Origin of the sequence: Microbacterium sp. MMO-10, from assembly GCF_037148715.1 — a bacterium.
Taxonomy (GTDB): Bacteria; Actinomycetota; Actinomycetes; order Actinomycetales; family Microbacteriaceae; genus Microbacterium.
The window spans coordinates 381,305-395,494 of record NZ_JBBCSV010000002.1; the positions used below are offsets into that span (position 1 = coordinate 381,305).

The 14,190-nt window shown below is 70.1% G+C and carries 13 protein-coding genes; 12 read left to right on the plus strand and 1 reads right to left on the minus strand.

Annotation, left to right across the window (positions count from 1 at the left end; all coding sequences use genetic code 11):
- The first annotated feature begins 155 nt into the window (after positions 1-155).
- The 9 genes from WFJ17_RS06170 (at position 156) to WFJ17_RS06210 (ending at position 10,501) form a co-directional block, all read left to right on the plus strand.
- Complete coding sequence (locus WFJ17_RS06170; RefSeq protein ID WP_251444591.1) at positions 156-1,394, plus strand: inorganic phosphate transporter; 1,239 nt, start codon at positions 156-158, stop codon at positions 1,392-1,394.
- Positions 1,391-1,723, plus strand: coding sequence for a peptidase (locus WFJ17_RS06175; RefSeq protein ID WP_251444589.1), 333 nt, complete (start codon positions 1,391-1,393; stop codon positions 1,721-1,723). Before WFJ17_RS06170 ends, WFJ17_RS06175 begins: the two co-directional genes overlap by 4 nt.
- An 80-nt stretch (positions 1,724-1,803) precedes the next feature.
- On the plus strand, positions 1,804-2,706 hold the full coding sequence (locus WFJ17_RS06180) for a metallophosphoesterase family protein (RefSeq protein WP_251444587.1): 903 nt from the start codon (positions 1,804-1,806) through the stop codon (positions 2,704-2,706).
- 64 nt (positions 2,707-2,770) lie between these two features.
- The gene (locus WFJ17_RS06185) at positions 2,771-4,231 is read left to right on the plus strand and encodes an aspartate ammonia-lyase (protein ID WP_251444585.1); all 1,461 of its coding nucleotides are present in this window, start codon (positions 2,771-2,773) and stop codon (positions 4,229-4,231) included.
- A 156-nt stretch (positions 4,232-4,387) separates the two neighbouring features.
- Positions 4,388-5,656 carry an extracellular solute-binding protein gene (locus WFJ17_RS06190; protein WP_336647951.1) on the plus strand — a complete coding sequence of 423 codons (1,269 nt, stop codon included), beginning with the start codon at positions 4,388-4,390 and terminating at the stop codon, positions 5,654-5,656.
- Between the two features lies 1 nt (position 5,657).
- Complete coding sequence (locus WFJ17_RS06195; protein WP_336647952.1) at positions 5,658-6,617, plus strand: carbohydrate ABC transporter permease; 960 nt, start codon at positions 5,658-5,660, stop codon at positions 6,615-6,617.
- Between the two features lie 3 nt (positions 6,618-6,620).
- A complete protein-coding gene (locus tag WFJ17_RS06200) occupies positions 6,621-7,484 on the plus strand; it encodes a carbohydrate ABC transporter permease (protein ID WP_336629038.1) in 864 nt (287 codons plus the stop codon).
- Positions 7,485-7,507: 23 nt separating this feature from the next.
- On the plus strand, positions 7,508-9,346 hold the full coding sequence (locus tag WFJ17_RS06205) for a glycoside hydrolase family 3 protein (protein ID WP_336647953.1): 1,839 nt from the start codon (positions 7,508-7,510) through the stop codon (positions 9,344-9,346).
- A 39-nt stretch (positions 9,347-9,385) separates the two neighbouring features.
- Positions 9,386-10,501 carry a LacI family DNA-binding transcriptional regulator gene (locus tag WFJ17_RS06210; RefSeq protein WP_336647954.1) on the plus strand — a complete coding sequence of 372 codons (1,116 nt, stop codon included), beginning with the start codon at positions 9,386-9,388 and terminating at the stop codon, positions 10,499-10,501.
- A 21-nt stretch (positions 10,502-10,522) separates the two neighbouring features.
- Here WFJ17_RS06210 and WFJ17_RS06215 read toward each other — a convergent pair whose 3' ends face one another.
- Complete coding sequence (locus tag WFJ17_RS06215) at positions 10,523-11,392, minus strand: fumarylacetoacetate hydrolase family protein (RefSeq protein ID WP_336647955.1); 870 nt, start codon at positions 11,390-11,392, stop codon at positions 10,523-10,525.
- Positions 11,393-11,451: 59 nt separating this feature from the next.
- On the opposite strand from WFJ17_RS06215, the gene WFJ17_RS06220 reads away from it, so the two are divergent.
- The 3 genes from WFJ17_RS06220 (at position 11,452) to WFJ17_RS06230 (ending at position 14,091) form a co-directional block, all read left to right on the plus strand.
- Positions 11,452-12,819 (plus strand): PrsW family intramembrane metalloprotease, encoded by a 1,368-nt coding sequence (locus WFJ17_RS06220; protein ID WP_251444570.1) that lies wholly within the window; start codon positions 11,452-11,454, stop codon positions 12,817-12,819.
- Positions 12,820-13,013: 194 nt separating this feature from the next.
- The gene (locus WFJ17_RS06225; RefSeq protein WP_251444568.1) at positions 13,014-13,382 is read left to right on the plus strand and encodes an FKBP-type peptidyl-prolyl cis-trans isomerase; all 369 of its coding nucleotides are present in this window, start codon (positions 13,014-13,016) and stop codon (positions 13,380-13,382) included.
- A gap of 160 nt (positions 13,383-13,542) precedes the next feature.
- The gene (locus WFJ17_RS06230; RefSeq protein WP_251444566.1) at positions 13,543-14,091 is read left to right on the plus strand and encodes a YceI family protein; all 549 of its coding nucleotides are present in this window, start codon (positions 13,543-13,545) and stop codon (positions 14,089-14,091) included.
- The last annotated feature ends 99 nt before the right edge of the window (positions 14,092-14,190 follow it).

Genomic DNA, 14,190 nt, shown 5'->3' on the forward strand with positions numbered 1-14,190 from the left:
CCGAGGCGGGGCGGCCGATCTCCGGATGCGGGGGAGCGGCCTTCGAGTTGACCGGCATAGGTCGGGGTGGGAGGATTCACTCGGCCCGTTAACGGATGCTGAATCCCCGGTGAACTCTTCGTTCGTCACGTCCCTCCACTTCACGAAAGCGAACGGTGGAAACCGCAGCCCTCATCGTCGTGCTGGTGATCCTGCTGGCACTCTTCTTCGACTTCACCAACGGGTTTCACGACACGGCGAACGCCATGGCGACCCCCATCGCGACGGGAGCCCTCAAGCCCCGCACGGCGGTCATGCTCGCGGCCGGTCTGAACCTGGTCGGCGCGTTCCTGTCCACGGAGGTCTCCAAGACCATCTCCGGCGGGATCGTCCGGGAGGACCAGATCCACGGGGATCTCTTCCCGGCGCTGATCTTCGCCGGACTCATCGGCGCGATCACCTGGAACATGCTCACCTGGCTGCTCGGTCTCCCCTCCAGCTCCTCGCACGCGCTGTTCGGCGGCCTGATCGGTGCGACGCTCGTCGGCATCGGCATGAACGGGATCGACTTCGGCGCGGTGCTGTCGAAGGTCGTGCTGCCGGCCCTCATCGCCCCGGTCACCGCAGGGCTGATCGCGTTCCTCGCCACCAAGCTCGCGTACCTCGTCACCCGCCGCTACGACGGCAGGCCGGACGGGCGCAGCGGCTTCCGCTGGGGCCAGATCTTCACGTCGTCGCTGGTCGCGCTCGCGCACGGCACGAACGACGCGCAGAAGACGATGGGCGTCATCACCCTCGCCCTCATCACGGTCGGATGGCAGTCGGGGGCGCACCATGAGCCGCAGCTGTGGGTCATCATCGCCTGCGCCTGCACGATCGCGCTCGGCACCTACCTCGGCGGATGGCGCATCATCCGCACGCTCGGCAAGGGCCTCACCGACGTCAAGCCCGCGCAGGGCTTCGCGGCGGAGACGTCCACGGCCGCCACGATCCTCGCCTCCAGCGCGCTCGGCTTCGCTCTGTCCACCACGCAGGTCGCCTCCGGATCCGTGATCGGATCCGGACTCGGCAGGCGGGGTTCCGCCGTGCGCTGGCGCACGGCGGGCCGCATCGCCATCGGCTGGGTGCTCACGCTCCCGGCGGCCGGAGCCGTCGGCGCGGTCGCGGCGCTCATCGTGGTGATCGGGGGCGGCTGGGGCGTGCTCATCGATGCGATCCTCGCGCTCGCCGTGATCATCGGACTGTTCCTGCGCTCGCGTCGCAACGCGGTCACCGCCAACAACGCGTTCAGCGAGGTCGCCGACTCCGGTCTCGCCGTCGAGGTGCCCGAGGAGCCGCCGCTCACCCCGCGTCAGGCGAGGGCGCAGCGAGCGCGCGAGCGGGCCAAGGCGCGTGAGAAGGGGGCGGGACGATGACCGTCGCGATTCACTGGGAGGCGTTCTTCCAGGTCCTCGGCGCCGCACTGGTCGGCACGCTGCTCGTCGTGGGGTTCTACGCCCTGGGGCTGCGGATGCTGGTCCGCGCCGGTCGCGTGCCCGTGGTCACGCCCGCGGAGTTCACCGACGCGATCACGGTGATCAGCGAGAAGGAGGCCAAGCGCGCAGCCAAGGCGGCGGCGAAGGCCGCGCGCAAGAGCCCGCTCAGCGAAGGGCAGAAGACGCTCGCCCAGATCGCGGCGTACGCGTGCTTCGCCGTCTGCGCGGCGGCCGTGCTCGGCGGCATCCTGCTCATCGTCGTGAAGTAGCGCCGCGGTCGTGAAGGAGCGCCGCGGTCGTGAAGGAGCGCCGCGGTCGTGAAGGAGCGCCGCGCCGCTAGCCTGAGGGCATGACAGTGCAGTTCGGCCGCTATGCGCCGCCCACGCACACCCTCGTGCACCTGAGCGACCCGCACCTCCTCGCCGGGGGCGCGGCGCTCGGCGGACGATTCGACGTCGATCGCACCCTGGATCGCACGCTCGCCGCGATCGAGAGCGCCGTCGAGCGTCCCGATGCGATCGTCGTGACCGGGGACCTCGCCGATCTCGGCGAGCCCGACGCGTACCGGCGGCTCCGGGCCGCGGTGGAACCGGTCTCGGAGCGCCTGGACGCTCCCGTGATCTGGGTCGCGGGCAACCATGACGAGCGCCCCGTGCTGCGCGAGCACCTGCTCGACGGCCCGCCCAGCGAGGACCCGGTGACGGGCGTGTGGGATCTGCACGGGCTGCGCGTGATCGCCCTCGACTCCACCGTCCCGGGGTGGCACCACGGCGACATCGACGCGGGGCAGCGCGACTGGCTCGCCGACCTCCTGCGCACACCGGCCCCGCACGGCACGCTGCTCGCGATGCACCACCCGCCCGTGCCGAGCCACATCCCGTTCTTCGACATCCTCGAACTCCGCCACCAGGACGAACTGGCCGACATCCTGCGCGGATCCGATGTCCGCGGGATCCTCGCCGGGCATCTGCACTACTCCCTGCACGCGACGTTCGCGGACATCCCGGTGAGCGTCGCCGGCGCCACCTGCTACACGATGGATGTCGCGAGTCCTGCGGACCGGGTGAACGGCATGGATGCGGCGCAGTCGTTCCAGCTCGTGCACGTGCGCCCGGAGACGATCACGCACACCGTGGTGCCGGTGGTGGAGGCGACACCCGTCGACACTTTCGGCCCCGAATGGGTGGAGCGGATGGCGCAGCTGACTCCTGAGCAGCGCCTGGAGGCGTTCTCGCGCAAGCCGGGACGGTGAGCCGCCATGGGTAGGATGGAGGCATCCCCCTTCCCTGTTCGCCATCACCCACGAGGATGTGTCCATGGCCGCCGTTGCGCCTGCCACCCGAACCGAAACCGACTCCCTGGGAAGCAAGGAGATCCCTGCCGACGCGTACTGGGGGATCCATACGCTCCGCGCTGCTGAGAACTTCCCGATCACGAAGCGCCCGATCTCCGTCTACCCGGAGCTGATCGAGGCGCTCGCCATGGTCAAGCAGGCCAGCGCGCGTGCGAACAAGGAGATCGGCGCCCTCGACCCGGCCAAGGCCGACCTCATCGACGCCGCCGCGCAGAAGGTGATCGACGGCGAGTTCCACGACCAGTTCATCGTGGGCGTCATCCAGGGCGGGGCCGGCACCTCGACCAACATGAACGCGAACGAGGTCATCACCAACATCGCCCTCGAGCTCGCCGGCCGGGAGAAGGGCGACTACGCGTTCCTCTCGCCGATCGACCACACCAACCGCAGCCAGTCCACCAACGACGTCTACCCCACGGCCGTCAAGATCGGCCTGTCGCTCAACCTGCGCTCCCTGCTGGACGAGCTCGACCTGCTGCGCCTTTCCTTCCTGAACAAGGCGCGCGAGTTCCACGACGTGCTCAAGGTCGGCCGCACCCAGCTGCAGGACGCCGTGCCGATGACGCTCGGTCAGGAGTTCCACGGCTTCGCCTCGACCCTGGGCTACGACCACACGCGTCTCACCGAGAACGCCTGGCTCATGTACGAGATCAACATGGGCGCGACGGCGATCGGCACGGGCATCACGACCCACCCGAGCTACGCCCCGGCCGTGCTGAAGCACCTGCGCGAGATCTCGGGCCTCGACCTCGCCACGGCGAGCGACCTCGTCGAGGCGACGAGCGACACCGGATCCTTCATGTCGTTCTCCTCCTCGCTCAAGCGCAACGCGATGAAGCTCTCCAAGATCTGCAACGACCTGCGTCTGCTCTCCTCGGGTCCCCAGGCCGGTCTCGGCGAGATCAACCTGCCCGCCATGCAGGCCGGATCCAGCATCATGCCGGGCAAGGTGAACCCGGTGATCCCCGAGGTCGTGAACCAGGTGGCCTTCGCCGTCGCGGGCGCGGACGTGACGGTCACGATGGCGTCCGAGGCCGGCCAGCTGCAGCTCAACGCCTTCGAGCCCGTCATCGCGCACTCGATCTTCCAGTCGATCACCTGGATGCGCCAGGCCATGTGGACCCTGCGCGTGAACTGCGTCGACGGCATCACCGCCAACCGGGACCGCCTGGGTGCGATGGTGGGCTCCTCGGTCGGCGTGATCACCGCGCTCACGCCGTTCATCGGCTACGCCGCGTCGGCCGCGCTCGCCAAGACCGCGCTGCTGACGAACCGCAACGTCGCCGACCTCGTGGTCGAGGCGGGCCTGATGTCGCGCGAAGAGGTCACCAAGCAGCTGTCGCCCGCGCGCCTGTCGGGCCTCGAGACGATCACGGCGGCGATCCCGGTGATCCCCGTGAAGGACCTCGACGCCGCGGTCTGATCCGCCCGGAAGCCTGAACGGCCCGCCAGTTCTGCGAGTGGCGGGCCGTTCGTCGTCTCCGATCCTTGCCTTCCTGAGATCTATGCGCTTAGATCGAGGAAGAGCGAGAATCTATGCGCTTAGATTCAGATCGATGGACGCTTCAAGGAGGAAGACGTGAAAAGCAGGACAGCTCTGGCCGGGATCGCGGCTCTCGCAGCGATCGGCCTCGCACTCACGGGGTGCGGGCGTGCGGAGGGCGGCTCGTCCGGGCCGAGCGCGACAGCGGTGAAGCTCGACGATGCGCCGGCCACCGGGACGATCACGATGTGGGCGATGGGCGCGGAGGGGGAGGCCCTGCCCGACTTCGTCAAGACCTTCGAGAAGGCGAACCCCGGAGTCACGGTCAAGGTGACCGCGATCCCGTGGGACGCCGCGCACAACAAGATCCAGACCGCGATCGCCGGCGGCAACACCCCCGACATCGCGATGATGGGCACGACCTGGATGGCCGACTTCGGCGACGCCTTCGGAACCGTTCCGGACGGGATCGACACGTCCGGGTTCTTCGACGGCGCGGTGAGCTCGACCAAGATCGGCGACCGTGCCGCCGGGATCCCCTGGTACGTCGACACCCGCGTGCTGTACTACCGCACCGACCTCGCCGCGAAGGCCGGCTGGACCAAGGCTCCGACCTCCTGGGACGAGCTGCAGCAGATGGCGGGGGACATGCAGGCCAAGGCCGGGACGAAGTGGGGCATCCGCATGCCCGCGGGCAACGACTCGTTCCAGGGTGCGTTGTGGATGCCGTGGTCGGCGGGCGCCGAGGTCTCCGACGGCAAGAAGTGGACGCTCGACACTCCGGAGATGACCAAGGGCATCGAGTACTACAAGAGCTTCTTCGACAAGAAGCTCGCGGATCCGAACGCCGACACCTCGGCCGGCGCCGTCGAGTCGGAGTTCGTCGCCGGCACGACGCCGATGGTCGTCGAGGGCCCGTTCCTGCGGGGTCAGCTCGCCTCGGTCGGCGGAGCGGACTTCGCGGACAAGTACGCCACGGCCGTGCTCCCCGCGGACAAGGCGTCGGTGTCGTTCAGCGGCGGCGCGAACCTCGTGGTGTTCGACGGCAGCAAGAACGCGTCCTCGGCATGGAAGCTCGCGCGCTGGCTCGCCGAGCCGAAGATCCAGGTGGAGTTCTACGCGGCGACGGGAGATCTGCCCGCGGCGAAGGCCGCCTGGGAGGAGAAGGCCGTCTCCTCCGACGCGAGCCTCGCGACCTTCGGGACCCAGCTGGAGACGGCGAAGGCTCCGCCCGTGTCGACCTCCTGGGTGCAGGTGGCGGCCAAGGGCGATCAGGCGCTCGAGTCGATCCGCCGCGGCGGCGTCTCGGTCGCCGACGCCCTCGAGAAGCTGCAGTCGGACGCCGACACGATCGGACTGAAGTGAGATGACGGCCACCGTCCTCTCCGCCGCCGGAGCCCGCGCGGGCTCCGGCGGCGGGAACGGGCGGCGCGGCGGCGGCATGTTCGCCGCGGCCCGTCGCCGCCGAGACCTCATCGCGTGGGGCTTCGCCCTGCCGTTCGTGCTCGTCTTCGCGGTCTTCATGATCGTGCCGATCGTCGGCTCGCTCGCGATGTCGTTCACCGACTTCACGGCCCGGGACATCGGCTCGCCCTTCGCCGTCGACGCCGTCGGCCTGGAGCAGTACGTCACGCTCTTCCGGGATCCGCGGTTCCTCACCTCGCTGGGGGTGACGGGGGTGTTCGTGGTCGTGGGCATCCCGGTGACGATGATCGTCGCCCTGGCCCTCGCCCTGGCGCTGAACAGCGGCAAGGGGAGGCTGGTCGCCTTCTTCCGAGTCGGCTTCTACGCGCCGGTGGTCACGAGCATCGTGGCCGTCGCCGTCGTCTGGCGGTACATCCTGCAGCCGGACGGACTGCTGAACACCGCACTCGCCGCGATCGGCATCCACGGGCCCAACTGGCTGAACGATCCCGCCTTCGCGCTCCCGTCGCTCATCCTCATGGCGGTGTGGCGCAACGTGGGCACCCTCATGGTGATCTTCCTCGCGGGACTCCAGGCGGTGCCCGAGGACGTCACGGAGGCGGCGATCATGGACGGGGCCTCGCCGTGGCGACGACTGATCTCGGTCACCCTGCCGCTGCTGCGGCCCACGCTCCTGCTCGGGGCCGTGCTCATCTCCGTCGGCTACCTGCAGTTCTTCGAGGAGTCCTTCGTGATGACCAAGGGCGGGCCCCTGGACTCGACGCTCTCCGTGGCGTTCTACACCTACCAGCAGTTCGGGTTCGGCGAGTACGGCCTCGCGTCCGCGGCCAGCTACGTGCTGTTCCTCGTGATCGCGCTCGTGAGCCTGCTGCAGTTCCGCCTGCTGCGATCGAAGGACTGACCCATGGCTCTCGCGCAGACCGCACCCCCGACCCGCAGACGCCGGGCGCGCCGCCTGAGCGGCAGGGCGACGTCGTACGGCGTGCTCACCGTCGGCCTGGCGATCTGGCTCATCCCGTTCCTGTGGATGGTGCTCGGATCCGTCAAGACGCAGGGGGAGATCCTGCGCCGGCCGCCCACATGGTGGCCGCAGGCGCCGACCGGCGCGAACTACGCGCAGTGGTTCGGCCCCCTCGACTTCTGGCACTTCTTCGGGAACAGCCTGATCGTCGCGCTCGTGACCGTGCTCGGCAACCTCGTCTTCTGCTCGATGGTCGGCTACGCGCTGGCCAAGATGGAGTTCCCGGGCAAGCGCATCCTGTTCGCCGCGGTGATGATCACGCTCATGGTGCCCGGCGTCGTGACCTTCGTGCCGCTCTTCGTGATGGTCTCCAAGCTCGGGCTCGTGAACAGCTATCCCGCACTGATCCTGCCGTTCATCACGGCGCCCCTGGGAGTGTTCCTCATGCGCCAGTTCATGGCGGGGATCCCGGACGCGCTGCTCGAGGCGGCGCGCCTGGACGGCGCGGGGGAGTGGAGGATCTTCCGCGGTGTCGTGATGCCGCTGTGCGGGCCGCCCCTGGCGACGCTCGGGATCCTCACGTTCCTGGGCTCCTGGAACAACTTCCTGTGGCCGCTCGTGGCGGCCCAGACCGAGGACATGTACACGCTGCCCGTCGCGCTGTCGTTGTACTCCACCGGCCAGAACGCCACCGACTACGGGCTGCTGCTCGCGGGCTCGGTGCTCGTGATCGCCCCGATCCTGCTGCTCTTCGTCTTCCTGCAGCGGTGGTTCATCCGGGGCGTCGCGACGACGGGCCTGAAATGACGCGACGAGGGAGAGGGACATCCATGAGGGATGAGTTTCGGACGACGGAGGAGGGCGTGCGCTTCCGCGACCTCAACGGCAACGGAGTGAGGGATCCGTACGAGGATCCGCGGCTGAGCGCCGAGGAGCGGGTCGAGGACCTGCTCGGCCGCCTGTCGATCGAGGAGAAGGTGGGGCTCCTGTTCCACACCGTCATCGAGATCGGCGACGACGGCGAGCTGCGCGAGGAGCCCGGCGCGATCTCGAAGTCTCCGACGACGGAGGTCGTGCTCCGCAAGCACCTCACGCATTTCAACGTGCACGGGATGCGGAGCGCGCGCGAAGGGGCCCGCTGGAACAACCGGCTCCAGGCCCTGGCCGCCGGCTCCCCGCACGGCATCCCGGTGACCATCAGCACGGATCCCCGGCATGCGTTCGTGGAGAACTCGGGCGTCGGGTTCGCCGCCGGTCCGTTCTCGCAGTGGCCGGAGCCGCTGGGGCTCGCGGCCCTGGACGATGTCGAGCTGGTGCGGCGCTTCGCGGAGATCGCCGGCCGGGAGTACCGCGCGGTGGGCATCCGGATGGCGCTGCACCCGCAGGTGGATCTGCCGACCGAGGCGCGCTGGGGACGCCAGGCGCAGACGTTCGGCTACGACGCCGAGCGCGTGGCCGAGATGACCGGCGCGTACCTCGAGGGGTTCCAGGGCGCCGTGCTCGGTCCGGAGAGCGTCGCCTGCGTCACGAAGCACTTCCCGGGCGGCGGGCCGCAGCTCGACGGCGAGGATGCGCACTTCCCCTACGGGCGGGAGCAGGTGTATCCCGGTGGGCGCTTCGAGGAGCACCTGCGGCCGTTCGTCGAGGCGATCCGTCGGGGCACGGCGGGCATCATGCCGTACTACGGGATGCCGGTGGGGCTGGAGCGCAACGGCGAGCCGATCGAAGAGGTGGGCTTCAGCTACAGTCGGCAGATCGTCACCGACCTGCTGCGGGAGGAGCTGGGCTACGACGGCGTCGTGCTCAGCGACTGGGAGCTGATCAACGACAACCACGTCGGCGATCAGGTGCTGCCCGCACGGGCGTGGGGGGTGGAGGGGCTGAGCCCGCGGGAGCGGCTGCTGCGGCTGCTGGACGCGGGAGTCGATCAGTTCGGCGGCGAGGAGTGCGTCGAACTGCTCCTGGAGCTCGTGGCCGAGGGAGCGGTCAGCACGGAGCGGATCGACCGATCCGCGCGGCGCATCCTGCTCGTGAAGTTCCGTCTCGGGCTCTTCGACGACCCCTATGTGGACGAGGATGAGGCGGAGCGCATCGTGGGCGCTGCAGAGTTCCGCGCCGAGGGGGAGCGCGCCCAGGCCGAATCCCTCACGGTGCTGCAGAACCGGGACGGCGCCCTCCCGCTGTTCCGGACCGGGCGACAGAGGGTCTACGCCGAGGGCCTCTCGACCCCGGCGCTCGCCGAATACGCCGACCGGGTTGCGGCCCCGGAGGACGCCGACCTCGCGCTGGTGCGGATCGGGGCGCCGTTCGAGCCGCGCGACGACCTCTTCCTGGAGGCCTGGTTCCATCAGGGCTCGCTCGAGTTCCCGCCGGGGCTGATCGTGCGGCTGCGCCGGATCGCGGAGCACTGCCCGCTCGTGGTCGTCGTGAACCTCGATCGGCCCGCGATCCTGACACCGCTGATCCCGTTCGCCGCCGCGATCGCGGTGGAGTTCGGCAGCTCGGACGCCGCCGTGCTCGCAGCGCTCTCCGGGCGTACTCCGCCGCGCGGCGCCCTCCCCGTCGACATCCCGCGGTCGATGGACGCGGTGCGGGCCGCGTTCGCGGACGTCCCCGGGGGCACGGAGGATCCGGTCTTCCGCCGCGGCGCCGGCCTGACGATCTGCTGACCGCGCGCTCAGTAGAATCGCTCCGAAAGCGAGGTGCTCATGGCGTCGAGCCGGCCCACCGTCTATGACGTGGCGCAGCGTGCCGGGGTGTCGATCGCCACGGTCTCGTTCGCGTTCCGCCGCCCCGACAAGGTGCGCGAGGACACCCGCCGGGTCGTGCTCGAAGCGGCCCGCGAGATCGGCTACGTGCCGAGCGGATCGGCGCGCAGCCTGGCGCGGGGGCGCACCGGCGTGCTCGGGCTGCACCTCTTCGACATGCTGCTCGACGAGGAGCCCGGGGTGACGCCCTCCACGCGCGGAGCCGCGCGGATCGACGGGGACGAGATCGACCTGGATGCCGACCCGGTGGTCTGGGACGCCTCCGCGGACGAGCGCGAGAGCGACCCGCGCACCTTCCCGCTGTACGTCGACGAGGTGCAGCGGGGCTTCGTGCTCGAGTGCAAGCGCCACGGCACGGCGGTGCTGCTCTCCAGCGGCGGGGTGGGGGTGTCCGACCTGGCGGACACCGCGGGGCGGGTGGACGGCCTCGCCATCCTGCCCGGCCGATCGACGGCGGCGGCCATCGAGGCCGTGGCGGCGCGCGTCCCGGTCGTGCAGCTGAGCAAGAGCGCCGGCATCGGCCACCGGGTCACCGTCGACAACGCCGGAGGAATGCGGATGCTCGTCGCGCACCTGCACGAGCAGCACGGCGCCCGGACCTTCGGCTGGATCGGGGCGATCGGCGAAGACGACCTGGACGAGCGCCGCGAGGGGTTCCTCGCGGCGGTGCAGGGCATCGGCGGCGCCGAAGCGGAGACTCTCGACGACACCGATCTGGAGAGGATCCCCGCCTATCCGGTGCTGCGCGAGCGCGCCGGCGCTGGAGCACTGCCGGATGCGCTGGTCTGCGGCAGCGACCAGACGGCGCTTCGCGTGATGGACGTGCTCCGCGGCGAGGGGATCGGCGTGCCGCGGGACGTGCTCGTGACGGGCTTCGACGGCATCCTGGCGAGCCGGCTGTCGTCGCCGGCCCTCACGACGGTGCGTCAGCCGATGGAGCTGATGGGCCGGATCGCGGCCCGGCTGCTGCTGACGGATCCCGGCGACGGAAGCGCGCCCGCGCGCACCGTGCGGCTCGCGACGGAGCTGCGCATCGGGGGCAGCTGCGGCTGCTGAGCGGCCCCCGGCGCCGCGGGGTCAGTCCAGGATCCGGCAGTGCGTGGTGAGCTCGCCGATCCCGTCGATGCCGACCGTCACGGTCGAGCGGTCGCGCAGGAAGATCTGCGGATCGCGGGAGTATCCGGCCCCGCCCGGGCTGCCCGTGGAGATCAGGGTGCCGGGCTGCAGGGTGAGCGAGCGCGACAGGTGCGCGATGAGCGCCGACACCGGTCGCACCATCTGGGCGGTCGACGCATCCTGAACGGTGTGCCCGTCGACCACGGTCCAGATGTGCAGATCCTGCGGATCCGGGATCTCGTCGGCGGTCACCACGACGGGGCCGGTGGGAGAGAAGCCGTCGAACGACTTACAGCGCGACCACTGCGCCTCGGCGAACTGGATGTCGCGCGCCGTGATGTCGTTGACGACCGTGTATCCCCAGACATGGTCGAGGGCGTCCTCGGCGGGGACGTCCTTGGCTGCGGTGCCGATCACGACGCCGAGCTCGGCCTCGTAGTCGACCGACTCCGACAGTGCGCGCGGCCAGGAGGTGGTCTGTCCGTGGCCGGTGAGGGAGTTCGGCCACAGCGTGAACACGGTCGGCGCGGTGTCCGTCTTGAGGCCGAGCTCGCTGGAGTGCGCCGCGTAGTTCAGCCCGACGGCGAGCACCACCGGGGGTGCGAGCACCGCGGTGCTGAAGGCGAAGCCGTCGAGGGGGTGCACCGGGGCGCCGCCCCGGGCGTGGGCCTCACGCACCCGGGCGAGGAGGTCGTCGCCGCCTTCGATGAGCTGCTGGAGTGTGGCAGGGGCCGGATCCACGAGGTCGGAGACGAGGGTCGCACCGTCGCCGTCGAGGACGGCGAGGGCGGGGACGTCGGACTCGGGACGGCGCAGATGAGCGAACCGCATGGTTCCACGCTACCGGGCGCGGCCACGACCCCGCCGGGGCGAGCCTCTAGGCTTTGGGCATGAGCTTTGGAGGACACGGCGACCCCGCCGCGCAGCGCCCGGCCCCGCACCCCGCAGCCGCGGCGCCGCATGTCGATCCGCAGCAGGCCACGCCGGCCGCCGCGCCGTATCCGCAGCAGTCGGCGTACGCGCCGCAGCCGCAGTATGTGCAGCCGCAGCTCTATCCGCAGACCGCGTCCACGCCGGTCTCCCCGGTGTACGGGTCCGTGCTCGCGCAGCGGCCGGAGCATCACGGCGTCGTCGCCTACAGCGCGTACGCCCCGCCCGCACCCGTGCAGGCCGTTCCGGCGCTGCCGGTGCCCTCGGCGAAGGGGCGCCATGCCTCGGTCTGGGCGTTCGGCGCGCTGGGCTTCGTGCTGCTGGGACTCATCGCCTACTTCGTGTGGGCGCTCGGGCCGGCGGCCTCGATGATCGGCATGGTGCTCGCGCTCGTCCCGCTGACGATCGTGTTCTTCGGAGTGTTCTTCATCGATCGCTGGGAACCGGAGCCCCGGTCTCTCGTGGCGTTCGCGATCGCGTGGGGGGCGATCGCCTCCGTGGGCCTCGCGCTCCTCGTCGATCTGCTGCTGACGCTCCTGCTCGGCCAGCGCGGCGACGACCTGACCGCCGTGATGCAGGCGCCGATCGTCGAGGAGACCGCCAAGGGGCTCGGCGTCTTCCTCGTCTTCCTGATGGCGCGGCGGTCGTTCGACGGCCCCATCGACGGCATCGTCTACGGGGCGCTCGTCGGAGCAGGGTTCGCGTTCACCGAGAACATCCAGTACTTCGCGATCAGCCTGATCGAGGGCGGTGCGCCCGACCTCACCGTCACGTTCGTGCTGCGCGGGCTCATGTCGCCGTTCGCCCACGCCATGTTCACCTCGGTGACGGGTTTCGCGATCGGGCTGGCGGCGCGGCGCGGCGCGTCCGCCGGGCGCGCCCTCGGCTTCGGCGCGATGGGGCTGCTCGGGGCCATCGCGCTGCACGCGCTGTGGAACGGATCGTCGATGATCGGCAACTTCTTCGTGCTCTACATCGTGCTGCAGGTTCCGCTGTTCGTCGGATTCATCGTCGCGATCATCCTGTTGCGCAAGGAGGAGGCCCGGCTCACCTACGCCCGCCTCGGGGACTACGCGACGGCCGGCTGGTTCACCCCGCAGGAGGTGTCGATGCTCGCGACCCCCGCGGGACGGCGTGCCGGCATGCAGTGGGCATCCGGTCTGCGCGGCGATCGGCGCCCGATCATGCGCGGGTTCATCAAGGACGCGACGACGCTCGCCTCGGTGCGCCAGCGCATCATCACCGGCCGGGATCCGCTGGCCGCCCAGGACGAGCAGACCTTGCTGCTGCGCACGCACGCCGCGCGGGACGCCCTGCTCGCGGTCTGAGCAAGACTCAGCGCCCGGTGCTGCGGCGATGCCTGCAAGTCCTCCGGGCGCTGAGTTGATCTGCACTCAGAGTGCACCCGCCGTGCCGCGATGTCAAGGATCCGTTGCGGACTCCGGCCCCATCGCGGGGTTGTTCGCCGTCGGCACAGTGCCTCGCGTTGACCCCGCCCGGCACGCTCCGGTTGGATGGAAGCATGACTGAGCGCACCAAGCCCGAGTTCGACGCCCCCACCGGTCCCGCCCCCACGGAGCTCGTGATCCGCGACCTCATCGAGGGAACCGGTGACGAGGCCAAGCCCGGCGACACCGTGACCGTGCACTACGCCGGAGTCGAGCACGACACCGGCGAGGAGTTCGACTCGTCGTGGGGCCGCGGCGAGACCATCCAGTTCCCCCTCCGCGGTCTGATCCAGGGCTGGCAGGAGGGGATCCCCGGGATGAAGGTCGGCGGACGTCGTGAGCTGATCATCCCGCCGCACCTCGCCTACGGACCCGCCGGATCCGGTCACTTCCTCGGCGGGAAGACCCTCATCTTCATCATCGATCTCGTCGCCGTCGGCTGACCGATCCCGATCGAAGGCCCCGTCATCGACGGGGCCTTCGTCGTGTCGGGAGGGAATCTCAGAAAAATCCGACGAGTCGGGAATGCATTCACATGAATGGAGGTTGTGCCCTGATGTCGCCGAAACGCGGCCCGACGAACACTTCCGACGAGGAGCACTCATGACCATCGACATCCCCGGCTACCGCAGCGGCACCTGGAACCTCGACCCCGCCCACAGTGAGGTCACCTTCAGCGTCCGCCACATGATGATCTCGAAGGTGCGCGGCACGTTCGGCGTCAAGAGCGCGACCCTGGTCGCCCCCGAGAACCCGCTCGAGGCGCGGGTCGAGGCGAGCGTCGACGTGACCTCGCTGAGCACCGGCGACGCCGGGCGCGACGGCCACCTGATGTCCGGCGACTTCTTCGACGCCGAGAAGTACCCGACGATGGACTTCGTCTCGACGGGTGCGCGCGCCGAGAACGGCGAGCTGTTCGTCGACGGCGACCTGACGATCCACGGCGTGACCAAGCCGGTCACCTTCGAGCTGGACTTCGGCGGCTTCGGCTCCGACCCGTACGGCAACTACAAGGCCGGCGCATCGGCGAAGACCGTCATCAACCGCGAGGACTTCGGCCTCACGTGGAACGCCGCGCTGGAGACCGGGGGCGTTCTCGTCGGCAAGGACGTCACCATCACGCTCGACCTGCAGGGCGCCCTGGCGGCGTAACCGCAGCAGGGCAGAGGGCGGCGCCGCAGCACGCGGTGGCCGCCCTTCGTGCTGTGTGCGGGGTGAAGCCGGCGCCGGCCCCGGGGGCGCGTCGCCCTG

Bases quoted from the DNA above. Each gene is read 5' to 3' on its own strand.
- WFJ17_RS06175 (WP_251444589.1), top strand. From the start codon at position 1,391: ATGACCGTCGCGATTCACTGGGAGGCGTTCTTCCAGGTCCTCGGCGCC.
- WFJ17_RS06180 (WP_251444587.1), top strand. From the start codon at position 1,804: ATGACAGTGCAGTTCGGCCGCTATGCGCCGCCCACGCACACCCTCGTG.
- WFJ17_RS06185 (WP_251444585.1), top strand. From the start codon at position 2,771: ATGGCCGCCGTTGCGCCTGCCACCCGAACCGAAACCGACTCCCTGGGA.
- WFJ17_RS06195 (WP_336647952.1), top strand. From the start codon at position 5,658: ATGACGGCCACCGTCCTCTCCGCCGCCGGAGCCCGCGCGGGCTCCGGC.
- WFJ17_RS06200 (WP_336629038.1), top strand. From the start codon at position 6,621: ATGGCTCTCGCGCAGACCGCACCCCCGACCCGCAGACGCCGGGCGCGC.
- WFJ17_RS06205 (WP_336647953.1), top strand. From the start codon at position 7,508: ATGAGGGATGAGTTTCGGACGACGGAGGAGGGCGTGCGCTTCCGCGAC.
- WFJ17_RS06210 (WP_336647954.1), top strand. From the start codon at position 9,386: ATGGCGTCGAGCCGGCCCACCGTCTATGACGTGGCGCAGCGTGCCGGG.
- WFJ17_RS06215 (WP_336647955.1), bottom strand. From the start codon at position 11,392: ATGCGGTTCGCTCATCTGCGCCGTCCCGAGTCCGACGTCCCCGCCCTC.
- WFJ17_RS06220 (WP_251444570.1), top strand. From the start codon at position 11,452: ATGAGCTTTGGAGGACACGGCGACCCCGCCGCGCAGCGCCCGGCCCCG.
- WFJ17_RS06225 (WP_251444568.1), top strand. From the start codon at position 13,014: ATGACTGAGCGCACCAAGCCCGAGTTCGACGCCCCCACCGGTCCCGCC.
- WFJ17_RS06230 (WP_251444566.1), top strand. From the start codon at position 13,543: ATGACCATCGACATCCCCGGCTACCGCAGCGGCACCTGGAACCTCGAC.